The sequence below is a fragment of the Tissierella sp. genome, assembly GCF_032104385.1.
Classification (GTDB): Bacteria; Bacillota; Clostridia; order Tissierellales; family Tissierellaceae; genus Tissierella.
In genome coordinates this window covers 120,157-144,685 of sequence record NZ_DAMCHJ010000002.1, presented here as the reverse complement: position 1 = coordinate 144,685, position 24,529 = coordinate 120,157, and the positions used below count along the sequence as shown (strand labels likewise).

22 protein-coding genes are annotated in these 24,529 nt (G+C 30.7%); 19 read left to right on the top strand and 3 right to left on the bottom strand.

Annotated elements, in window-relative coordinates:
• Nucleotides 1–17: 17 nt before the first annotated feature.
• From RT714_RS02675 to RT714_RS02625, 11 genes are all read left to right on the top strand, one after another.
• Nucleotides 18–746 carry an aspartate/glutamate racemase family protein gene (locus RT714_RS02675; protein WP_313756067.1) on the top strand — a complete coding sequence of 243 codons (729 nt, stop codon included), beginning with the start codon at nt 18–20 and terminating at the stop codon, nt 744–746.
• Between the two features lie 30 nt (nt 747–776).
• Nucleotides 777–1,757 (top strand): 2-keto-3-deoxygluconate permease, encoded by a 981-nt coding sequence (locus tag RT714_RS02670; protein ID WP_313756066.1) that lies wholly within the window; start codon nt 777–779, stop codon nt 1,755–1,757.
• A 149-nt stretch (nt 1,758–1,906) separates the two neighbouring features.
• Nucleotides 1,907–3,052 (top strand): alanine--glyoxylate aminotransferase family protein, encoded by a 1,146-nt coding sequence (locus tag RT714_RS02665; RefSeq protein WP_313756065.1) that lies wholly within the window; start codon nt 1,907–1,909, stop codon nt 3,050–3,052.
• 125 nt (nt 3,053–3,177) lie between these two features.
• Nucleotides 3,178–3,528, top strand: a complete 351-nt coding sequence (locus RT714_RS02660) for a cupin domain-containing protein (RefSeq protein WP_313756064.1) — start codon at nt 3,178–3,180, stop codon at nt 3,526–3,528.
• Nucleotides 3,529–3,729: 201 nt separating this feature from the next.
• Nucleotides 3,730–5,094: a GntP family permease gene (locus RT714_RS02655; protein WP_313756063.1), complete on the top strand. Its 1,365-nt coding sequence runs from the start codon at nt 3,730–3,732 to the stop codon at nt 5,092–5,094.
• A gap of 281 nt (nt 5,095–5,375) precedes the next feature.
• The gene (locus RT714_RS02650; RefSeq protein WP_313756062.1) at nt 5,376–6,161 is read left to right on the top strand and encodes an IclR family transcriptional regulator; all 786 of its coding nucleotides are present in this window, start codon (nt 5,376–5,378) and stop codon (nt 6,159–6,161) included.
• A gap of 130 nt (nt 6,162–6,291) precedes the next feature.
• Entirely contained in the window at nt 6,292–7,173 is an 882-nt protein-coding gene (locus RT714_RS02645) for a YitT family protein (protein ID WP_313756061.1), read from the top strand.
• A 68-nt stretch (nt 7,174–7,241) separates the two neighbouring features.
• Nucleotides 7,242–8,930 (top strand): phospho-sugar mutase, encoded by a 1,689-nt coding sequence (locus RT714_RS02640; RefSeq protein WP_313756060.1) that lies wholly within the window; start codon nt 7,242–7,244, stop codon nt 8,928–8,930.
• Between the two features lie 197 nt (nt 8,931–9,127).
• A complete protein-coding gene (locus RT714_RS02635; RefSeq protein ID WP_313756059.1) occupies nt 9,128–9,994 on the top strand; it encodes a sulfide/dihydroorotate dehydrogenase-like FAD/NAD-binding protein in 867 nt (288 codons plus the stop codon).
• Complete coding sequence (gene gltA / locus RT714_RS02630) at nt 9,994–11,376, top strand: NADPH-dependent glutamate synthase (protein WP_312667718.1); 1,383 nt, start codon at nt 9,994–9,996, stop codon at nt 11,374–11,376. The genes RT714_RS02635 and gltA overlap by 1 nt, the downstream gene beginning before the upstream one ends.
• Before the next feature lie 113 nt (nt 11,377–11,489).
• A complete protein-coding gene (locus RT714_RS02625; protein WP_313756058.1) occupies nt 11,490–12,857 on the top strand; it encodes an MATE family efflux transporter in 1,368 nt (455 codons plus the stop codon).
• A gap of 32 nt (nt 12,858–12,889) precedes the next feature.
• Here RT714_RS02625 and sdaAA read toward each other — a convergent pair whose 3' ends face one another.
• From sdaAA to RT714_RS02610, 3 genes are all read right to left on the bottom strand, one after another.
• On the bottom strand, nt 12,890–13,759 hold the full coding sequence (gene sdaAA, locus RT714_RS02620) for an L-serine ammonia-lyase, iron-sulfur-dependent, subunit alpha (protein ID WP_313756057.1): 870 nt from the start codon (nt 13,757–13,759) through the stop codon (nt 12,890–12,892).
• Nucleotides 13,760–13,763: 4 nt separating this feature from the next.
• Nucleotides 13,764–14,432: an L-serine ammonia-lyase, iron-sulfur-dependent subunit beta gene (gene sdaAB, locus RT714_RS02615; protein ID WP_313756056.1), complete on the bottom strand. Its 669-nt coding sequence runs from the start codon at nt 14,430–14,432 to the stop codon at nt 13,764–13,766.
• 64 nt (nt 14,433–14,496) lie between these two features.
• Nucleotides 14,497–15,141: an undecaprenyl diphosphate synthase family protein gene (locus RT714_RS02610; protein ID WP_313756055.1), complete on the bottom strand. Its 645-nt coding sequence runs from the start codon at nt 15,139–15,141 to the stop codon at nt 14,497–14,499.
• 178 nt (nt 15,142–15,319) lie between these two features.
• Between RT714_RS02610 and RT714_RS02605 the strand changes: the two genes are divergently transcribed.
• The 8 genes from RT714_RS02605 to RT714_RS02570 all read left to right on the top strand — a co-directional run bounded on the left by RT714_RS02605 (nt 15,320) and on the right by RT714_RS02570 (nt 24,451).
• Nucleotides 15,320–16,300: an MBL fold metallo-hydrolase gene (locus RT714_RS02605; RefSeq protein ID WP_313756054.1), complete on the top strand. Its 981-nt coding sequence runs from the start codon at nt 15,320–15,322 to the stop codon at nt 16,298–16,300.
• A 50-nt stretch (nt 16,301–16,350) separates the two neighbouring features.
• Entirely contained in the window at nt 16,351–17,520 is a 1,170-nt protein-coding gene (locus RT714_RS02600) for an iron-containing alcohol dehydrogenase (protein ID WP_313756053.1), read from the top strand.
• Nucleotides 17,521–17,614: 94 nt separating this feature from the next.
• On the top strand, nt 17,615–18,541 hold the full coding sequence (locus RT714_RS02595) for a PfkB family carbohydrate kinase (RefSeq protein WP_313756052.1): 927 nt from the start codon (nt 17,615–17,617) through the stop codon (nt 18,539–18,541).
• 16 nt (nt 18,542–18,557) lie between these two features.
• The gene (locus tag RT714_RS02590) at nt 18,558–19,106 is read left to right on the top strand and encodes a hydrolase (RefSeq protein WP_313756051.1); all 549 of its coding nucleotides are present in this window, start codon (nt 18,558–18,560) and stop codon (nt 19,104–19,106) included.
• A gap of 112 nt (nt 19,107–19,218) precedes the next feature.
• Nucleotides 19,219–20,154: a DUF5700 domain-containing putative Zn-dependent protease gene (locus RT714_RS02585; RefSeq protein ID WP_313756050.1), complete on the top strand. Its 936-nt coding sequence runs from the start codon at nt 19,219–19,221 to the stop codon at nt 20,152–20,154.
• 63 nt (nt 20,155–20,217) lie between these two features.
• Nucleotides 20,218–20,826, top strand: a complete 609-nt coding sequence (locus RT714_RS02580) for a DUF3298 and DUF4163 domain-containing protein (protein ID WP_313756049.1) — start codon at nt 20,218–20,220, stop codon at nt 20,824–20,826.
• 98 nt (nt 20,827–20,924) lie between these two features.
• Entirely contained in the window at nt 20,925–22,010 is a 1,086-nt protein-coding gene (locus RT714_RS02575) for a DNA repair exonuclease (RefSeq protein WP_313756048.1), read from the top strand.
• 2 nt (nt 22,011–22,012) lie between these two features.
• On the top strand, nt 22,013–24,451 hold the full coding sequence (locus RT714_RS02570) for an AAA family ATPase (protein ID WP_313756047.1): 2,439 nt from the start codon (nt 22,013–22,015) through the stop codon (nt 24,449–24,451).
• Nucleotides 24,452–24,529: the final 78 nt, after the last annotated feature.

Below are 24,529 nucleotides of genomic sequence, written 5' to 3'. Positions count from 1 at the left end.
TAAAGGAGTGTGTGTTTATGAAAATTTTAGTTGCAAATCCTAACAGTTCTGACATCGTAACAGGTATTATTATGAAATCAGCATCACGTAAAGCTAAAGAAACCACAGAGCTTATTCCTCTCACTAATCCAAAAGGAACAAAAAATATTGATTGTGGTTTTGCAGATTATCAATCAGTATGGTCATTTATTAGGGCAATATTAGAAAAGGTAGAGGAAGTAAAACCAGATGCTGTAGTACTTGCTGGATTTGGTAATGTAGGTGTTTTTGCATTAAAAGAAGCACTTTCTATTCCGGTTATTAGTATTTCAGAAGGTACTCAAACTATTGCAGGTCTTCTTGGGCATAAATATACTGTACTAACTATGTTAAAACAATTTATCCCTTATCAAGAAGATTTAGTTAGACTTTATAGATTAGAAAACAAATGTGCTTCAGTAAGAGGTATTAATGTAAATGTAGAGAAATGCGTTACTGATAGGGAAGAAACATTAAATCAATTAAAAGAAGAAGTTTTAAAAATTGTAGAAGAAGATGGAGCAGAAGTTGTAGTACTAGGTTGCGCTGGATTATGTGGATATGATGAAGAACTTCAAGAATTAGTTGGATTACCAGTACTTGATCCTGTAACTGTAGCTATTAAAATTGCAGAGATGATGGTTGAAACAGGATTAACACATAGTAAAAAGAGAAAGTTCGCTTTTCCACCTCAAGAATTTGATGCATACATGTGGGAGGGTAATTAAATTTAAGATATAGTAAGGGGGCTTTGTAAAATGAAGATACTTAAAACTGTTGAAAAATTTCCTGGTGGATTAATGGTTATACCATTATTACTAGGTGCAGTTGTAAATACTTTTTTCCCACAGTTCTTAGCTATAGGAGGATTTACTACAGCATTATTTTCAAATAAAGGAGCAGCAACATTTGTTGGAATGTTCATATTTTGCTGTGGAGCTTCAATTAATGTGAAACAGATAGGACTACCTTTTTACAAGGGGTCAGTACTTACATTTACTAAGTTTGCTGTTGGTGTAATTATTGGTGTTGTAGTAGGTAAGATATGGGGACCAGCAGGTGTACTTGGAATTACTCCATTAGCTATAATTGCGGCTCTTACAAACTCTAACAGTGTAATGTATTCAATACTAGCTGGACAATATGGAGAGCCTACAGATGTTGGAGCGATTTCTGTATTATCACTTAATGATGGACCATTTTTTACTATGATAGCTCTCGGATTAACTGGTATGGCAAATATCCCATTTATGTCAATAGTTGCAGTGTTAGTTCCATTATTACTTGGTATGTTATTAGGAAATCTAGATGAAGATATTAGAGAATTATGTGCAAACGGTTTACCTATTATAATTCCATTTAATGGCTTTGCTTTAGGAGCAGGAATGAATTTGATGGATGTAGTTAAAGCAGGAGTACCTGGAATAATATTAGGGTTAATTTCTCTTTTATCAACTGGATTTGTGTGCTATTGGGTCTATAATTGGTTATTTGGAAAAGAAAGAAAGACTGCAGTTGGAGCGGCAGTTGGTAATACAGCAGGAAATGCAGTGGCAACTCCTGGTGCAATAGGAGCTGCTGATCCTAGTCTTGCTATGTATGCAACAGTTGCCACTGCTCAAGTTGCAGCAGCTTGTGTAGTAACAGCTCTTCTATGCCCATTACTTACAACTTATTTGCATAAAAGACTGAGAAAGAAAGAAGCAGTATTATCTAAAGCTGTAAGCAGCCCTCAATAATACAAAAATTATATTATAGTAATAAGCTACCATATTATAAGAATGGTAGCTTTTGTATGAAGCTTTTTAAGAAATTATTTTGCTTATTGCTTTATTTTATTTAACATGGTAAAATATTAATTAACAATAGTAAAAGAGGAGGAGTTAAATTGAAAAATCGTAAATTAGTAATGATTCCAGGACCTACACCTGTAGTAAGATCAATACAAGATCAAATGGGCAGAGAGACTGTTGCTTTTGGAGATCCTAACTTTATAAAAGATTTTAAAGAGCTTGTAGATGACCTTAAAACTCTATGGAGAACAGAGGGAGAAGTTTTCGTTGTTGCAGGAACTGGCACTATGGCAATGGAAATGGGAATAGCAAATACTTTAAAATCAGGAGATAATTTACTTATTGTATCAAATGGATTCTTTGGAGATAGATTTATTGACCTTGCTGAAAGAAAGGGTATAAATGTAGATGTTATAAGCAGTGAGTGGGGTAAAATTGTACCTGTTAAAGATATTGAAGCTAAATTAAATGAAAAGAAATATGATGCTATTACAGTAACTCATGTAGATACATCAACAGGAGTTTGCGCTCCAATAAAAGAAATTGGTGAAATGCTTAAAAAGTTCCCTGAAATAATCTATATTGTAGACGGGGTTTGTGCTACTGCAGCTGAACCAGAATATGTAGATGAGATGAATATAGATATTCTTTTAACTGGATCACAAAAAGCTTTTGGAGTAGCTCCAGGACTTGCGATGTTATGGGCAAGCCCTAAGGCTATGGAGAGAAGAAAGTCACTTGGAAGAATTCCAGAATATTATATTGACTTTGATAAATGGCTTCCAATTATGAATGATCCTTCAAAATATTTTGCAACTCCAGCAGTAAACATGATATGGGCACTTAAAGAATCAGTAAGAATAATTAAAGAAGAAGGAATAGAAAATAGATATGAAAGACATAGAAAAAATGCTAGGGCAATGCAAAGTGCTTTAGAAGCTATGGGCTTTACAATATTAGCAGATAAAGAATATAGAGCAGTTACATTATCAAATGCTATTTATCCAGAAGGAATAGACGATGCAGAATTTAGAAAAATATTAGCAGAAGAAGGAGCAGTAGTAGCTGGTGGTTTAGCGGCATATGCAGGAAAAATGTTTAGACTAGGACATATGGGTAATATAGATACTCATGATATGGTAAGTGCTATTGCTGCAATAGAAAGAACATTATATAAAATGGATAAAAATACTGAACTTGGAGTTGGAATAACAACACTATTAAAGGAATTAATGGCTTAATATAAAATTTATATATACCAGATATATTAGTATTTAATATATCTGGTATATATTAAGATAAATAACGGTGTGTTAGTGTGTCAAATATAGTTAGATATTTAACAAACTTTTGGGAGGTATTAATGATGATTAAAAAAAGTCATGAGTTAAAGGTTGATGTACACAATGAATTTTTAGGCGGAAAAGGTACATTGACAAATACACATTTTATTAATAAGGAAGATGCAGCTGGAAAAGGAAGACTTTTTGCAAAAAGTACGTTAACGCCTGGAAGTTCTATTGGCTCCCATGTTCATAATGGTGATTTTGAAACTTATTATATATTAAGTGGAAAAGCATTAGTTACTGATAATGATGGTAAAGAGTACATACTCGAAGCTGGCGATGTAATGTTTACACCAAATGGACAATCTCATTCAATAGAAAACTGTGGAGATGTAAACTTAGAGTATATAGCTATAATATTATATGATTAGTTTTAATATATAACTAAATAAATTTAGGCAACGATTTTAGAGGTTTTACACAGGATTTTGAAAGGGGGCTATGGGATTAATTTGCTAAAAATATCATACTGTGAAAACCTATAAAAAGAATCATATATAAAGCTAGATAGAAAATATATTAATAATTTCTATCCTATTGTTACAACTATATTATAAGAGGGGGATATTAATATGGAAGCAGGATTTAGTTCTCTAATTGTTATGATTGCTTGTCTTATAGGTTTAATATTATTGATTATGAAATTTAAGATACATCCATTTTATGCTTTGATTTTTATTGCAGTTGTTGGAGCTATTGGATTTGGTTTTCCATTAACAGATGTATTTTCTACAGTAACAGGTGGATTTGGAAGCACCATTGGTAATATTGGAATTGTAATAGTACTAGGTTGTGCAATAGGTGTAATATTAGAAGACACTGGTGGAGCTCTTGTGCTTGCCAATACCATACTTAAATGGGTAGGGAAAAAACGTTCTAAATTAGCTATGGCATTGACAGGTTATCTTGTTTCTATTCCAGTATTTAGTGATTCTGCAATCGTTATAATGTCACCAGTTGCACGTGCATTATCTGCTCGGGCAGGGATACCTTTAATTGCACTATTAGGTGCATTAAACGCAGGAATTTTAGCTACTCATACTATGGTACCGCCAACTCCTGGACCTATAGCTGCAGCTGGAACATTAGGGGCTGACCTTGGGTTTATGATTGTTCTTGGTCTATTAACTTCAGCAGCATATACTATTGCAGGCTCTATGTGGTGCGGAAGTAAACGAATGATTACTAAATATCCAGAATTAGGAAAAATGGCAAATGTTGAAACTGCTTTAGATGATGATTTTACATTATCTAGTCCAGATGGTCGTCCATTACCAAGTGCGGCACTTGCATTTGGAAGTATTTTAGTCCCTGTTATCTTGATTTGTCTAAATTCATTTGGTGGTTTATTAATGGATCCAGAGTCTACAGCGTTACCTTATTTAAGATTTATCGGGAATCCTATTTTTGCCCTATTTATAGGACTGATAATTGCTTTATTTCTTGATAAGGAGAAATTAAGTTTGGATCAATGTAATAAATGGTTTAGTGAATCTGTTGAACAATCTGGGTTTATTATTATTGCTACAGGTGCAGCAGGTGCATTTGGAGCAGTTCTAAAAGCGTCAGGAGTAGGTACTTATTTAGGAAATTTAATAGCACAAACTCCACTACCACCAGTATTTGTTCCATTCCTTATTTCATTGTTATTATCAGTTTCAAATGGTTCAGCTACTGTATCATTAATGACTGGTTCTGCAATAGTTTTACCTTTAATGCCATCATTAGGATTATCACCAGTAATTGCAGCATTGGCTATTGCAGCAGGTTCATCATTCTTCTATCATGCAAATGCAAGTCATTTCTGGGTTGTTTTAAAATCTAATGATGACCTTTCAATGAAAGAAGGATATGATCTTGTTTCCATACCTTCAGCTCTTGGCAGCCTGGCAGCAATGGGAGTGGTTTGGATTTTATCTATATTTATACACGCTTAATTTTGGAATTAATAATTAAATGATTAGTAAAGTTATTATTATAAATAAAATAATTTCAAATATATAAAAATGCTAAGGTCATAAATATTTCATAACAAGAATAATGAAATATTTATGGCTTTTTTAATAGAAATTATATAATATTGAATTATTGTTGTTTGGAGAAATCCAAATGGAATATAAAGATTGATATGGCAAAGAATTGTGTTAAATGGTATAATAGTTTACTATAAGTAAACTATTACAGAAATATATAAACTATAAATAATGGGAGGGTTTATATGAGCAATGAGGTAGATGAAAAACAAAAGAAAATAATAAAGTCAGTAATTAAGACATTTGATGTTATAGAGCATATTGCGTTATCTGATAGAGAACTAGGGGTTACTGAAATAAGTGAAGCATTAAACTATGGAGTTAGTGCAACATATCATTTATTAAATACTTTAAAGGAATGTAATATTGTTGAACAAAATGAAACTACTAAAAAATTTAAATTGAGTCTGAAATTGTGGCAGATTGGAATGTTAGCTTATGGGCAAAATAATATTTCTTTGTTACTTAAACCTTATTTAAGAAAATTAAAGGAGTTAACAGGAGAAACTTCTAATTTAACGATTTTAGAGAACAATCAGATAGTCTACATTGCTCAAGAAGAAAGTAGTAGGTTATTGAAGATGTTTACCAAAATAGGTGCTTCTGCACCATTGCATTGTACTGGTTCTGGTAAAATTTTATTAACATATCAACCTAAAGCTAAACAGGAGCATATAATAAATAGCATTGAATTAACAAAATATACGAATAAGACTATTACAGATAAAGTTAAATTAATGGAAGAAATGGATCTCATAGAGAAGCAAGGATATGGTTTAGACGATGAAGAAAGGGAATTAGGAGTTAGTTGTATTGGAGCACCTATATTTGGAATAAATGATGAAATTATTGCATGTATTTCTATCTCGGGACCAAAATCGAGATTTACAAAGGAAAATAAAGATAAATGGATAAAGATAATCCTACAGATATCCAAAGAAGCTACAGATTACATTAGAAACTTAAATTAAGATATAAAATAAAAATCTCCTTATTTAGATAAGTTGATTTTTATTTTGGTGCTATTAATATAATTTATATATAAGAAAGTACTATTTGGGTATAAAATTATCATTAAAATTTTATAAAAGGAGTCAATAAATGAATATTAATAAAGCTGGACAATCAACACTAGGAGGAATTAAAGAGATATTTACTAAAATATTTTTTATAATAATCGGTAATTTATTATGTTCTTTGGCATTTAACGTATTTTTTGTTCCAAATGGATTATTAAGTGGGGGTGTTGGAGGCATTGCAATAATGACGCAATATTTGACTGGGATAACCACAGGTTTAACTGTATTTTTAATAAATCTTCCTATATTTATAATAGGTGTTAGAATGTTAGACAAAAAATTTATTACTTATGCATTTATATCCATGCTTGTTTTTTCATCTTGGCTTACTATAACTAAAGACTTTGCACAATACTTTGTAATAGAAGATACCCTTCTAGCATCAGTTTTTGGAGCAGTATTAAATGGTCTTGGTATGGGGTTAATGTTTAGAAATGGAACTTGTCAGGGTGGTTTTGATGTTGTAGCTTCTATTCTTAAAAAAAGACTTAATGTAAATATTGGAACAGGATTGATGATGTTTAATACAGTTATAATAACTTTATCATCCTTATTGTTTGGACATAAATCTGCGATGTATACTTTAATATCTATGTATATGGGATATCAAATACTGGATAAGGTTCAAACTGGATTTAATATACAAAAAAATGTAGTAATAATATCAGAAAAATCCAAGGAATTATCTACTGCTATTATAGAACAATTACATAGAGGAGTTACTTTTTTAAAGGGTCAAGGTGGATATACTCAAGAAAATAAGGATATTATCTACTGTACTCTTACGTCTAGAGAAATTGCTAAATTAAAGGAAATTGTAAATGAAGTGGATCCAAAGGCATTTTTTACAATAACGGATGTGGTGGAAGTGAAAGGCAAGGGTTTTAAATCTGCAGAAATATAGACAAATCAATCGATAACAAATAGAATATAATCAGCTGATAAAACTAAACTAAATATTGGGGTGATTTTATGAACTATAAAGAAAAATATAATTATTGGTTAGAAAATGATTATTTTGATGAAGATACTAAGCTAGAGCTTAAAGGAATCATTGATGATAAAGAGATAGAAGATAGATTTCATAGAGATTTAACCTTTGGAACTGCTGGATTAAGGGGAAAAATAGGGGCTGGAACTAATAGAATGAATAGATATACTGTTTCTCTAGCTAGCCAGGGATTAGCTCAAACTATAGTGAATAAGGGGCAGGAAGCTATGGCGATGGGAGTGGCTATTGCTTATGATGTTAGGCATTATTCAGATGAATTTGCAGAAATAGCTGCTAGGGTATTGGCAGCTAATGGGGTGAAAGTCTATCTCTTTGAAGGAATTAGACCAACACCTGTATTATCATATGCCATCAGAAAATTGAAAACCATATCAGGAATAGTAATTACAGCTAGTCACAACCCAAAAGATTATAATGGATACAAGGTGTATTGGGAAGAAGGTTCTCAAATATTAGATGATATTGCTGGAGAAATACTAGATGGAATAAATAGAATAAAAGATTTTTCTGAAATAGAGCTTATGGATTTAGATAAAGCAATTCAAGATGGACTTATTAAATATATAGGAAAGGAAATAGATGATTCCTATGATGAAGATTTACTAAAATTAAAATTAAATGATGATATGGATAAGGATATAAAAATAATATATACACCACTAAATGGCACAGGTAATATTCCTGTGAGAAGAATATTGAAGAAAAGAGGATTTACCAATATAATTGTAGTACCAGAGCAGGAAAATCCAGATCCAAACTTTACTACTGTTGGATATCCAAATCCTGAAGATGTAAAGGCTTTTGATTATGCAAAGGAATTGGGGAAAAAGGAAAGTGCCGATATAATAATAGCTACTGACCCGGATTGTGATAGGGTGGCTATGATGGTAAAGGATAGAGATGGAGAATTTCAGCCTATTAACGGAAATCAAACAGGTGCTTTATTAGTTAATTATATATTGTCACAAAGACATAAAAAAGGGGATATCCCTCCTAATGGAGCAATAGTTAAATCCATAGTTACAGGAGATTTAAGTAAGGAAATAGCTAAAAAATACAATGTGGAAACTATTGAAACATTGACAGGATTTAAGAATATATGTGGTAAGGCAAACGAATTTGATAAAACAGGGGAATATACTTTTATCTTTGGATATGAAGAGAGCATTGGTTATGTTTATGGCACCATGGTTAGAGATAAGGATGGCGTAAATACTTCTATGCTAATTGCCGAAATGGCTGGATATTATAAAAAGCAAGGAAAGTCAATATTAGATGTATTAGAAGATCTTTATCATGAACATGGGTATTATGAAGATAGACTGATGTCTATAGTATTGGAAGGATTAGAAGGCAGTAAAAGAATAAGTAGGATGATGGAAGAGTTTAGAAGAAGTCCTATTATGGAATTTGGAGATATGAAGGTTGTTAAAATCATAGACTATTTATTAGATGAAACTGGTAATCCTAAATCCAATGTTTTAAAATATTATTTAGATGATGGGTCTTGGTATGCCATAAGGCCATCTGGAACAGAGCCTAAGATAAAACTATATATTTATTCTAAAGATAAAAACAATGAAGTTTCAAAGAGGAAAACAGAAATAATAGAATCTAATGTAATAAATGTAATGAATTCAATTGAATAATTAAATAAATAGATATCATTTATGGTATTAGTCACCATAAATGATATTTTTATGTATAAAATGTGATTATATTATTATTTTAATATGTTGAATTAAACATCCTAGTATGTTAAAATTTTATTGATGCAAATTTATTATAAAAGTATAAAGTAACAAAAATACAAACTAAATAATTATATTATAAGGGGGAAATACAATTGTATAAAATTGTGGAAAAAGAAATTCTTGCTCCAAATATTTTCTCAATGGATATTTTGGCGCCAAGAGTGGCGAGTTCTGCTAATCCAGGACAATTTGTTATTGTAATTGCTGATGAAACGGGTGAAAGAGTACCTCTAACAATCTGTGACTATGATAAAGAAAAAGGAACAGTACAGATCGTTGTTCAATCTATGGGGAGTTCCACTAAAAAACTTGCTGTATTAGAAAAAGGTGATTATGTAAAGGATTTTGTTGGACCCTTGGGAGTACCATCAGAGTATGTAAATGAAGATATAGAAGATTTAAAGAAAAAGAGAATATTATTTGTAGCTGGTGGAGTTGGTACGGCACCTGTATATCCTCAAGTAAAATGGTTACATGAACGTGGTGTAGAAGCTGATGTTATCATGGGAGCAAAAACTAAAGATCTAGTTATTCTAGAGGATAAATTAAAGTCTGTTGCTGGAAACCTATATGTTGCAACTGATGACGGTTCTTATGGATTCCATGGTTTAGTTACTAATTACATAGAAGAATTAGTAAATAATCAAGGTAAGGAATACGATGTATGTATTGCCATTGGACCTATGATAATGATGAAATTTGTTGCATTAACAACTAAGAAACTAAATATTCCTACTATAGTATCACTTAACCCTATAATGGTAGATGGTACAGGTATGTGTGGTGCTTGTAGAGTTACAGTAGGAAATGAAACTAAGTTTGCATGTGTTCATGGACCAGAATTTGATGGACATCTTGTTGATTTCGATGAAGCTTTAAAAAGACAAGGACAATATAAGACTGAAGAAGTAAAAAAAGATGAAGCTTATAAATGTCAATTAGAGGAGGGCAGAAAATAATGGATAGATTTACAAGAATTCCTGTTGCAGAACAAGATCCACAAGTAAGAAATCATAATTTTGAAGAGGTATGTTTAGGATATACTGAAGAAGAAGCTGTGATGGAAGCAAAGAGATGTTTGCAATGTAAAAAACCTTTATGTAGAGGAAATTGTCCAGTTTCTATAGATATACCAGGATTTATTAAACATATTGCAGAAGGAAATTTTGCAGAAGCTGCTCAAGTTTTAGCAGAATACTCAGCTCTTCCAGCAGTTTGTGGTAGAGTTTGTCCACAGGAAACTCAATGTGAGCAAAAATGTGTCTTAGGAAATAAGGGAGATGCAGTTTCAATAGGTAAACTAGAGAGATTTGCAGCTGACTGGGCTAGGGAAAATAATATTGAGGTTGGTAAGGCTAAACCAAGTAATGGTCATAGAGTAGCAGTTATAGGTTCAGGTCCTGCAGGAGTAACTTGTGCAGGAGAATTAGCTAAAGAAGGATATGATGTAACTATTTTTGAAGCTCTTCATGAACCAGGAGGAGTATTAGTATATGGAATTCCAGAATTCAGACTTCCAAAGGAAACTGTAGTTAAACATGAGATAAATAACTTAAAAAGATTAGGCGTTAAAATTGAAACTAACGTTATAGTTGGTAGAACTATTACTATAGATGAAATCTTTGAAGAAGGTTTTGAAGCAGTATTTATAGGCTCAGGTGCTGGACTTCCTAAATTTATGAATATTCCTGGTGAAAATCTTAATGGAGTATTCTCAGCTAATGAATTTTTAACTAGAAATAACTTAATGAAAGCATTTAGAGAAGAATTTGATACACCAATTAAAGTCGGCAAGAAGGTAGCTGTAGTTGGCGGCGGAAACGTTGCTATGGATGCTGCTAGAACAGCTAAGAGACTGGGAGCAGAAGTATATGTAGTATATAGAAGAACTGAGGCTGAACTGCCAGCAAGAGTTGAAGAAGTTCATCATGCTAAAGAAGAAGGAATTATATTTGAACTTCTTACAAATCCAATAGAAGTAATTGGAGATGAAAATGGCTGGGTAAAGGGTATTAAATGTGTAAGAATGGAATTAGGAGAACCAGATGCATCAGGTAGAAGAAGACCTAGAGAGATTGCAGGCTCAGAATTTGAATTTGAAGTAGATACTGTTATTATGTCATTAGGTACATCACCAAACCCACTAATTTCTTCAACTACAGATGGTCTAGAAGTAAATAACCATTTATGTATAGTAGCTGATGAAAAAGGTCAAACTTCAAGAGAAGGAGTATTTGCTGGTGGAGATGCTGTAACAGGAGCAGCTACTGTAATCTTAGCTATGGGTGCTGGTAAAGATGCAGCTAAAGCTATAGATGAATATATAAAATCAAAGAATTAATAATTCTATAAGTAAAAAATAAACTCTATTACGTAGAGTTTATTTTTTTTATTGTTTATGTTATAATATTTAGAGTATCGAATTAATTTAGAGAAAGTAAAGGTGATTTGTTGATGGAGCTGAGTCTTAACAAAAAACATCTAAAGGATGATATAGTAAAGATAGCTGGCCCTGTGTTTATAGAATTACTCATGGGTACTCTCTTTGGAATGGTAGATATGATGATGTTAGGTAGGTCAGGTGATGATGCTACCACTGCTGCATCAATTGCTGCTGTTGGTGTTACTAATCAATTAGTGTTTATAGGGTTATCTTTAGTACAATCTTTAAATACTGGTGGTACAACCATGGTAGCTCGTTATATTGGAGCAAAACGTGAGGACAGAATAGAATCTGTTGTAAAGCATGTTATGCTATTAACCCAACTGCTTTTAGTAATTCCAATATTATTTGTTGGCTTAGGTATAACAGATGGTGCAATGACATTTCTTGGTGCAGGACAGGATACTCTTTCCATAGGTAGAGGATACTTTAGAGTAATTACTCTTGGATTTGTATTTCAAGCTTTTAATTTCTCTGTTTTTGCTGCATTAAGAGGTGCTGGGGATACTAAGACACCTATGAAAATCAATACAAAGGTAAATTTACTTAATGTAGTTGGCAATGCAATTTTAATCTATGGATTATTTGGTTTCCCAAAACTTGGAGTATTAGGAGCAGGGATATCTACATCTCTATCTCATGTAGTAGCAAGTATCATGTTGGTTAAGGTAATATTAAATGAAGATAATATAGTCCATATAAACTTAAAACATAGATTTAGATTTGATAACGATATTATATATAATTTAGTTAAAATAGGTTTGCCAGCATCCTTGGAGCAAATTGCTATGAGGGCAGGGTTGTTAGCATTTACTAAAATAGTAGCTTCATTAGGTACAGTAGCATATGCAACCCATCAGATTTGTATTAACATACTTAATCTATCATTTACACCTGGTCAGGCGTTTGGTATATCGGCATCTACATTAACAGGCAGAAGTTTGGGGGAACAGGAACCAGAAAAAGCAGAGGCCTATATAAAAATATGTGGTAAAATAGGTGCTGTTATAGCGGCTGCTATGGGGGTTTTATTTTTCTTTTTTGGTACATTTATAGCAGGACTTTATACTAACAATCAAGAGGTAGTTATAGAAGCAGGAAAGGTATTAAAACTAATGGCAATTATTCAGCCATTTCAATGTTCTCAATTGATTATCTCAGGAGGTTTACGAGGGGCGGGGGATACAGTGTGGACTCTGGTATCTACTTTTATTGGCATTTTAGTCATTAGAATAGTTTTGTCCTATATATTTGTGCTAAATATGGGGATGGGACTTATGGGAGCTTGGCTAGCTGTACTTATAGATCAATCTATTAGATGGGGACTTATTTTGATTAGACTAAGGACTAATAAGTGGAAGTATATTACAATAAGATAAGAGTCTTGGATATACCAAGACTCTTATCTTATTTAATGTTGAAGTTTTTTTCTTAAGATTTCCCCCGTTGGAGTAGTGGCAACTCCTCCTAATGCAGTTTCCCTTAAGGATTCTGGCAATAGTTTTCCTACTTTATACATAGCCTCAACCACTTCATCAAAAGGAACTAAAGATTTAACTCCAGCTAATGCTAAATCTGCTGAAATAAGAGAATTTACAACACCAGATGCATTACGAAGTGCACAAGGATATTCTACTAGGCCACCTATAGGATCACATACAAGACCCATTATATTAACTAATGCAAAGGATGCAGCATTAAAAGAAGCCTCTGGAGTTCCGCCAGCCATTTCCACAATTGCAGCAGCAGCCATTGCAGCAGCAGTTCCACATTCTGCTTGACAACCACCTTCAGCACCAGAAACAGATGCATTTTTAGCTACTATCTCACCAATACCAGCAGATGTAAAAAGTCCCATAATAATTTGATCATCTGTTAGATTTAATTTTTCTTGGGCGGATAATAATGCTGATGGTAGAATACCGGAAGCACCAGCTGTAGGGGCAGCAACTATTCTACCCATAGATGCATTTATTTCTGATGTTGATAGAGCTTTAGCCATAGCAGATACTATTATACCACCAGTTAATGTATTTCCAGAGTTTTTATAGTCTTCAACTTTTTTAGAATCTCCACCTGTTAAGCCGCTAACAGATTTAATTTCCTTATCTAAGGCAGAATTAGCAGAGCTTTTCATTACGGCTAAAGTATCTTTCATTCTATTCATTAGTTCATCATAGGAGATATCAGTGCTTTTCAATTCCTTTTCAATTACTATTTCAGATATTTTTTTGCTGTTTTCATTACATAATCTTAGGAGCTCTTCAGCTTTATTAAACACAAAATCACCTCTTAATTGGATTTATCCCTTTAATGTATATTACTTCATTTAGTTTTTCAATTTCTGCTATTACTTTTTCATTAATATCTGAATCTGTTTCTACGACCATAGTTGCAATATCATTTTCCCTTGTTACTTTCATTGTCGCAATATTAATTTCATTGGTTGAAAGAATTGAGCTAATGCGAGATATAGCACCTTTTTGGTCTATATATTTAATAAGCATAGTTGGATAATCTCCACTAAATTCAACTTTATTTCCATTTATATCGGTAATTAATATATTTCCTCCTCCAATAGATGAGCCTATGATATAAATATCCTCTTGATTTTCAAACTTAAAAACTATTTTTACTGTATTTGGATGTTGATAACCTAAATCCGCCTCTATAAATTCAAATTCTATATTTTTAGATCTTGCTATTTCAAAAGAATCTCTAAGTTTTTCGTCAGAGGGATCCATTCCAAGAATACCTGCTACTAATGCTTTATCAGTGCCGTGACCTTCAAAGGTTTTACCGAAGGAACCATGTAAATAGAAAACTACTTTATGAAATTCAGTACCAACAATATCCTTGGCAATTTTACCTAATCTGGCAGCACCAGCAGTATGTGAGCTTGATGGACCAATCATAACTGGACCTAATATATCAAACACTCCATAATCTTTCATTGCATTACCCCCTAATTTTATAGTCTATTAATTTTATCATTTTATACCCAATTTGGCAATGAATTTAACCGCCTAAAGTAATATCTTGACCATTATACCAATCTAATGCATTATAAAAATGTTCTGGTTTAAAATCTGGCCAGAATTCATCAATTATATAAAAGTCTGAATATACAGATTGTAATGGTAAAAAACCACTTAATCTTCTGCGTCCACCCCATCTTATAATTAAGTCAACTCTAGATATATCTTTTGATTTAATATTACTTAATAAATCGATCTTTCCATCATTTTCAGAGAGATAATTTTTTAAATCCCATTGCCAACCATAATTTACCAGGAAGTTAACTTTAACTCCACCAGTTCCAAATCTTTGTCTTTTAATTGCAAAGGGTAAAAGAGCTTTTGGAAACATATCTGATTCTGTATTACCTAGGACCAACAGGTCAGCATTTTCTTTAGATAATATAGTTACTGCATCAGTACAAGCTTTTGTAAATGCTAGTCTTTGAAACCTAGGCCTCTTAGTATTATCTACTGTAAAACCATAATAGGTAATTTCCTTTATTCCAATTTCTTCACAAAGTTTAAATAACTCTAGTCCAGGGTTTAATCCTTTATCATAACCTTTTTCTTTACTCATTCCTTGTTCTACAGCCCAGCGTCTATTTCCGTCAGGAATTACTCCTATATGATTTGGAATTCTCATATTATTACCTCCTAAATTTTGTTAAATTTAGTATTCCATATAAATATAAAAGAATTCATAAAAAAACTTGGAATGATTTATTTACTTAATTTGGATGAATCTTAAATTTGGAAAAATGATTAATTGTTTGACAATATATATATAAATAAATATCATATAGTTAATATACTAAAGCGAGGTGGAGAATTTGGTTACAAAGGTATATGAAGATATATATATGATAGAAGTAGTATTACCTAATAATCCTTTAAAGGCATTAAATTCCTATGTAATAAAAGGTAGGGATAAGTCTTTGATAATTGATACGGGGTTTAATAGAGCAGAATGTATTGATGCACTTTTTAAAGGATTAGGAGAGCTTAATATAGATATAGAAGATACGGAATTATTTATAACCCATTTACATGCTGACCATTCAGGAATGGCTTCCATATTTAAAGATGCAGGGATAAAAATCTATGCTGGAGAAATAGACGGAAGGTTAATCAATGAAATGACATTAATGTCCTATTGGGAAAGATTTGAGGAATTTAAAGTTTTATTTGATTTAGAGAAAGACAAAGTAACTTTTTCTGAGCATCCAGGATATAAATATTGTCTAAAGAAGCCTATAGAATTTTATCCTATGAAAGAAGGAAAAGGCATACAGGTGGGCAGCTATTTCTTTGAAGTAATTGATATTCCAGGGCATACTCCTGGACAGATTGGATTATACGAGAGAAATCATAGGTTGTTTTTCTGCGGAGATCATATATTAGATAGAATTACTCCCAATATTGCCTTTTGGGGATTTGATGAGAATATTTTGGCTATATATTTTAATAGTTTAGCCAAGGTGTATTCCTATGATATAGACTATTTATTTTCAGCCCATAGAAATATAATTAGGGATCATACTAGACGAATTAATGAATTAATGGCTCATCATAAGGAAAGGCTTGGTGAAATACTTGATATTCTAAAGAAAGGAGAATCAACTGTTAGAGATATAGCTTCAAAGATGCATTGGAGCATAAGGGCTAAGGATTGGGATGATTTTCCCATTCCACAGAAATGGTTTGCAACAGGAGAGGCAATGTCACATTTAGAGCATTTATATTATACTGGTAAACTTAGTAAAGAAATGAGAGAGGGAAAATTGTTTTATAAATTAAAATAAGTTTATTTGGGTATAAATAATAAAAAAAAGATTATAGAAGGGATGATTACATGCTTAATTTCAACTATAATATTCCTACAAAGGTTTTCTTTGGAGAAGGGAAGATAGAGGTTTTAGGTAAACAGATAAAGAAATACGGTTCCAGAGTACTTTTAGCCTATGGTGGAGGAAGTATTAAAAAAACTGGTATATATGATGATGTAGTTAAGATTTTAAGAGAAAATGCTATTCCGTATTATGAACTTTCTGGCATTGAACCAAATCCAAGGGTAGAATCAGTAGCTGAAGGGGTAAGAATATGTAGGGATAATAATATTGATTTCATTTTAGCAGTAGGCGGTGGAAGTACTATAGATTGTTCTAAAGCTATAGCTGCATCTTATTATTATGAAGGAAATCCATGGGATTTAGTTATTGGTAAAGCTAAGATTGAAAAGGTCTTGCCTATAGGGACTATACTTACATTGTCAGCTACTGGTTCAGAAATGGATGCAGGTGCTGTAATAACTAATATGGAAACCAATCAAAAATATGGTTTTGGACATTCGGGCTTTTTCCCTAAGTTTTCAATTTTGGATCCAAGGTATACCTATACTGTATCAAAATATCAAACAGCATCTGGTGTAGCAGATATTATGAGTCATACCTTTGAAGAATATTTTAGCAATGAAAAAGGAGCATATTTACAGGATAGATTAGCTGAGTCAATATTAAAAACTTGTATTAAATATGGTAGAATTGCTATAGATAAACCAGAAAACTATGAGGCAAGAGCAAATCTTATGTGGGCTTCATCTTTGGCCATCAATGGATTATTGGGATATGGTAAGGATTCTATTTGGTCAGTTCACCCATTAGAACATGAATTATCAGCATATTATGACATTACTCATGGTGTTGGATTAGCCATATTGACACCCCATTGGATGGAGCATGTATTAGATGAAAATAATCTTTGGAAATTTGTTGAATATGGTATAAATGTATGGAACATAGATTCTAGTCTTGAAGAAATGAAGATAGCCCAATTAGCTATTGAGAAAACCAGTCAGTTCTTTAAATCATTAGATATTCCAATGAGCCTTAGAGAAGTTGGCATAGATGAAGAGAAACTTGAGATAATGGCTAAAGATGTAATAGAATATAAAGAAGGACCTGTTGGCAATTTCAAGACATTAGATTATGAAGATGTATTAAGTATCTATAAGAAAGCACTATAAATATAGTTAATAGAGAAAATTGAAAAATACAATTTTAGTACCCTGTTTATATTAGTTATTAACTATTCACTATAAAAAAAGGGAGTAAGGATAGATGATTTTAAACATAGATTTAAACCCTACTTTGGAAAGAAACTATTTTTTGGATAAAGTTCATTTAGGAAAATATAACAAATCTAGATCTTTTGCTTATAGTCCTGGAGGCAAAGCTTTTACTGCCTCAATTTTATTAGACACTTTCAATGAGAAATCTTTTATTACTGGATTTCTTGGTGGTATAAATGGAGAACATTTTCATAGGAAACTAGCGGAAATGAAGATGGCTCATGAATTTATACCTATAAAAGAAGAAACTAGAACAGTTATTAAGTTGCAAGATGAAGAAAATTATACTACTATATCAGAAGAAGGTCCAAGAATTACTCGAGAAGAAGTGGTAAGTTTTTATGAGTTATATGCTAAATTAATTGAAAATAGCAATATTGTTTGTGGTTTGAGTTCTTTTCTTCCTCAAGGTGTACCAAAGGAAATTTTTTTTGATTTAATTACATTGGCTAATAAAAAGGGAAAAAGGTTTATATTAGATGTGGGAGCAGATGAGCTTTTTCATGGAATAGATGCTAATCCTTATATGGTATTACTTAATCAAAGAGAGCTTGAAGATTTCATGAAAGTAAGTTTAGACTTTGAGAACGAAATAATTAAGGCAGGTAGATATATCCTAGATAGGGGTGTGGAATTTGTAGTTATAGATTTACAGAATAGGGGTAGTTTAGTACTTGGACAAGAAAAAGGCTATAGGGTAGAAATTCCTTATTTAGGTAATAAGTTCAGGGATTATAGTGATATATCAGCTGGGTTTGCTTTAGGAATTAATAGAAATTATGATATTGAGATGACAATAAGATTAGGGCAAGCCTTTGGTATTGTGTCTAATTTGGAGCATGATATAATGAAGATTGAAGTAAGTGATATAAAAAAACTTATGGGTCAAATAGAGATTTATCCTATTAATTATTAGATGAGGGAGAGACATGATGGAAAAATATACATTAAATAAAGATAATACAGTATTATTTGTTATAGACATTCAAGAAAAATTAGCTTCCATAATGAAATATAAGGAGCAAGTAATTGATAATACAAAGATATTAATTACTGCTGCCAAAGAAATGGCTCTGCCTATAATAGTTACAGAGCAATATCCTAAGGGAATAGGTCCTACAGTAGTTGATATAAAAGAAACTATAAATAATGTAGAAATATTTGAAAAAAATAGTTTTACTGCGTATATAGATGAGGTTAAAGAAGTATTGGAGGCAACTGGCAGAAAAAAAGTAATTATAACAGGGATGGAAACTCATATATGTGTTTTTCAAACTGCTAGAGATTTAATAGATAATGGTTATGAAGTATTTATTGCAAGAGATGCAGTATGTTCAAGGACTAAGGAAAATTTTTTAAATGGACTGGAATTAGTCAAAGATGCTGGAGCAGTTATATCTAATACGGAGTCCATTGTATTTGATCTTCTAAAGGTATCAGGAACTCCAGAGTTCAAGGTATTATCAAAATTAATTAAATAGGAATAAAGAATACTCCTCTCTCAAAGCCATATATATTTATTATAACCAATAGTAAAGCTCGGCTTAAATATTTTAGAAGCTTTTCTTATAATGCTTTGGGAGAGGATTTCTTGTGAAAATAAATATTGAAGGAATTAAATTGCTTGAAGAAATACTAGAAGATAATTGTATTGATTATAATAAATTAATTTTGTTTACAAAATCAAATGGAACAAAAGGTTTTATAGAACATGAAAGAAGTTTTAATAGATATATTAATAAATCAATGATAATAGAAGAGTTAATAAAGTTAAAAAGAGATAATAAATATAGGGATAAATATGATTTTTATATATTGAAAGAAAACATATCTATGCTTAAAAAAGAAATATTATATCTAGAAGAAAATGAGGATAAGATTATAAAGGAATCCTTAGACAAGGTATATAAGTTTATACCAAAGCATATAAAGCTTCAGCCTAATATTTATATTTATGCAGGAGGAACAGATGGAGGATTTACAGTATATAGAAAGAATATATTTATTAATTATATAAAATACCTAAATAAGCCACAGGAGTTTATCAAGATAATGAGTCATGAGTTATTTCATTGTAGAACTATTCCCCTAATAAATAAATTTAAAAGCTTATTTATTGACAGTTTTAATAATAGACATATTTATGAAGTATTGGGAAAAATCTTTGAGGAAGGAATAGCATGTCTTATACAGCATGACAATATTTTGGAGGAAGATGATCCAGTGGGAACCCTTACAAAAGAGAAGATAGAAAAGATAGATAAAAAATTTCGAGATTTAAATTGTTTCTTATTAGGAATAAAACAAGGTAATATAAATGATTCTAGAGTAGAAATATTAGATATTTATTCTATAGGTTATTATATAGCTAGTTCATTATATGATTTCTATGGTAATGGGGTATTATTGCCTTGGATAGATAGTTATGATTACAAAAGACCAATAAAGTTATATATTGAAGCTGCCAAAACAGCTAAAATGAATTCGGGATTTACTAGGGAAATTGAAAAATGGTTGTTAAAACTATAAAAATCATCACTAACTCCTTTATACTGCATATTTTATACTAATGAATAAAAAGGAGTGAGAGTTATGGTTGAAAACATTTTCCCTATTGAGGTTAAAACTTTAAAATTAGATATGAATAGATTAGAAATATATTATCCTCAGATATATGGATTAGAAAATATATATGTAGAGGATAGAATGAATAATTCAATATTAGAAGCTATGTATAACCAAATAGCTCAGCAAGGATATTATGAGAATCCAGAAACATATATAAATGGTACATGGGAGCTTAAAAACAATGATAAAGGCATACTTTCATTAACTTTAATAAATTATGCATTTTCTGGAGGAGCTCATGGTTTAACAATAGTTAAAGGATTAACCTTTGATATAAAGAATGGAAGGTTATATGAATTAAAAGACCTTTTTAAGCCAGGTGTTAATTATGTCAAGGTATTATCTGAAGAAATTGAGGAACAAATTGAAGATAGGAATATTCAAACTTTGGAAGAGTTTAAATCTATAAAACCCGATCAGGACTTTTATATAGCTGATTTATCTCTAACCATATTTTTTCAAGAATATGAAATAGCACCTTATTCATATGGAATACTTTATTTTCCTATTTCTATATATGAAATACAGGATATTATAGATGAAAATGGGCCATTAGGAATAATGATATCCTAAATATTAAGCCAGCTTTTAAGCTGGCTTTTCTTTTTGATTAGTATTTATTTATAATTATATGATATAATTTTAATACCATAATTTAGAGGTGAGGTACTTTGATTAAGTTTATTCATACGGGAGATTTGCATCTTGGTTTAAGATTTAAAAATGTTTCTTTTGGACAAGAAAAAGCAATAGAGAGAAGAAGAGAACTATGGTCTACTTTCGAAAGAATAGTAAACTATGCTAAGGATAATGAAGTAGACTTTCTATTAATTGCAGGGGATTTATTTGAAGAATCTTATTTTACCATAAGTGATATTACTAGGGTTAGGGATACTTTTAGGACTATTGAAGATATCAATATCATTATATCTGCTGGAAACCATGATTTTAAAGGTAAAAACTCCTTATATAATAGGGTAGAATGGACTAAAAATGTAACTATTTTTAATAGCCAAGAAATTCAGAGAAAAGGATTTGAAAACTTAAATACGGTGATATACGGCTATAGTTGGGATTCAGTAGAGATTCGTGAAAATAAATTATTTAATACTCTAGGTAAAGTAGATAATACAAAAAACAATATACTAGTGCTTCATGGTGATATATTTAATAATTCAAATTATCTTCCATTGAATATTCAAGAACTAAAAAATCTAAATATGGATTATATAGCATTGGGGCATATCCATAAACCACAGATCATATATGAAAATATAGCCTATTGTGGTTGCCCAGAACCTTTAGATTTTGGAGAGCTTGGAGAAAGAGGTATAATAGAAGGATCAATAGATAATAAAAAATTAGGCTTTGAATTTATCCCATTTAGTAAAAGAAAATTTCTTGAAGTAGAAATAAAGATTAATCAATACATGGGTTATCCTGATATAATTAATAATATAAGAAATATTAGTGTAGGAAATAGGGAAATAGATTTTTTTAGGATAAATCTTAGTGGATTTATTCAAAGAAATATTAAAATTGAAGATTTAAATGGAGATTTAAAGGATGATTTCTATCATATAGAGTTAATAGACAATACTATTTTGGACTATGACTTGGAGCAAATAGAAAGGGAAAACAAAGACAATATAATTGGTAGGTTTATAGTTTCTATGAAAGAAAAGGGTTTGGACAATCCCATAGTAAAAGATGCATTATATTATGGATTAGAATTACTCTTAAAGGAGAGGAATTAGATATGCTTCTTAAAGAGCTAAATTTAATTGGATTTGGGAAATTTAAAAACAAAAGTATTATTTTGGAAGAGGGTATAAATCTAATCTATGGGGAGAATGAGGCAGGGAAATCTACTTTACATAATTTTATTGATGGTATGTTTTATGGTTTTCTAAAGCCAAATGTAAAATCCACTTTATACTTAGAAGAATATGAAAAGTATAAGCCATGGGATAAAAGTAAATATGCCGGCATTATACGATTTGAATATAATGGAAAAGTTTATAGAATTGAAAGAAGTTTTATCAAAGGAGAAGAAAGAACAAAGGTCTTAGATGAAACTACAGGAGTTGACATTACTAAAGATATAGATGTTGGTGCAGGGAGGATATTACAGCCAGGTATACATTTTTTTGGATTTAATACTAGGGTTTTTTCAAATACAATATCAATAAAACAATTGGGAAGTAAAATAGATGATAAATTAGCTAATGAGGTAACCGAAAAACTAATTAATGTAACTACCTCTTTCGATGACGATATATCTGTAGATAAGGTAGTATCTGAATTAAAAACAGGAATGATAGAAATTGGGACTGATAGAGCAGCTACGAAGCCATATGCTAAAACTCTTAAGGATATAGAAAAACTGCAAGAAGAAAAAAGAAAAATACTCATTGAAAAAGATGATTATAATATATATTTAGATGAAAAAGCAAGGTTAAGTAATGCATTTAATATGGAGATGGAAATTCTAACTTCTTTAAAAGAGGAACTATTAATGGTTCAAATGTTGGAAAAGGCAAGAACATTGGAAGAATCTAAGATATTATTAGATGAGATTGCAGATTTAAAAACGAAGATAGAAAAATTATCACCCTATGCCGATATATCCCTAACTCAATATAAAGAATGTATCAATTTAAATAATTCCATTGATTTTATAGAGAAGGGTATAGCTGAAGATAAACTAGAACTGGAAAGCATACAAAATAAGTTAAATGATATAGGTAATCTAGAATATAATGATTACCATAAGGAAAAATTGGAAGAAGTAGGTATAGATTATATTAATTATGAGGAGATGGAAGAGGAAAAAAATAAAATCATATATAATAAGGAAGGTAATAAAATAGAGTTTTTAAAGAGAGATTATAAGGATTTTGATAATAAATTATTTAAATATAAAATAATAAATCCAGCTATGATTATATTATCCATAGTTATATTGGTAACAGGGATAACCTTAGAAAAATATATACTATTTAGTTCATTAATATTGCCTATTGGTTTGTTAGTTTGTTTTTTTATTAAAACTAAAGAAATTAAATTAGGAATGGACAATATAAAAACTCAAATAGATACTATATATATTAGAGAAAAGGAAAATCAAACTAGAATAGAACAAATAGAAAAATCTAAAAAAACTATTCTAGAGAAATATAATGTTCTAAATAAGTTGGAATTTAAAAGATTATTAGATTCATTACAAATTGAGTTTTATGGAAAAAATAAGCAGACAGAATTATATGATGAACTGGATAATAGACAAAATTCTATAAAGGATAAAATTTTTCAAAGTGAATTTAATAAAAAAGAAATAATAGCTAAGATCAAAGAAATACTTGATGAAAACAATGTTAAGGATATAAATGAATTTAGTCAAGGCTTGGACAAACGGACTTTATTGGAAAATAATATTAAAGAATTAGAAGGGAAACAGGCAGTGCTTCAAAAGGTACTGGGACAGAATACAATAGAAGAATTAATTGTTGAAGTTGATAAATTTAATTTAGATATTTATAATCCTACTAGAAATATGGATAAAAATCAGATAATGTACAAAATAGATAAATCAAATGAAAATATAGTAGATTTAAAAATTGCATTAAAAGGTGTAGAAGAAAACTTAAATATTTTAGGAATGAAAATAGAAAAACTTGTTGAAATAGAGGAAGAACTTGATAGGAAGATGAAATATAAAGAATTGTTACAGAATAAATATTCTTCCCTTGAGCTTGCAGCTCAAACTATTGAGGAGCTTTCAAAGGATATTCATAGTCAGTTTGCTCCAACTATAAATGAAAAAGTTAGCAAAGTAGTTCAAAAGATTACAGGAGGAAAATATAATAATATCAAGATTAGTGAATCTTTAAATATAAGTGTTGAAAATCCCATTACCAAGGAAATAATAAAGCTTAATAGTTTAAGTGGTGGAACAATTGAACAATTATATTTTTCTCTTAGATTTGGTATAATTAATTCTATGGTAAGTGATAAATTACCCTTAATATTAGATGATTGTTTTACACAGTATGATGATATGAGACTTGAAAACATTATAAATTTTTTAGTTGACATTTGTAAGGGAAGACAGATTATCTTATTTACATGTCATAATCGTGAGAGAAAGATATTGGATAATTTAGGAGTAAATTTTAACTTAATTAACTTAAGTTAAAGTATTACATTAACTAACTATATGTTGAAAACACTAGGTTTTAACTTAATGTTCATCAACAAGATTAACTGAGGTGGT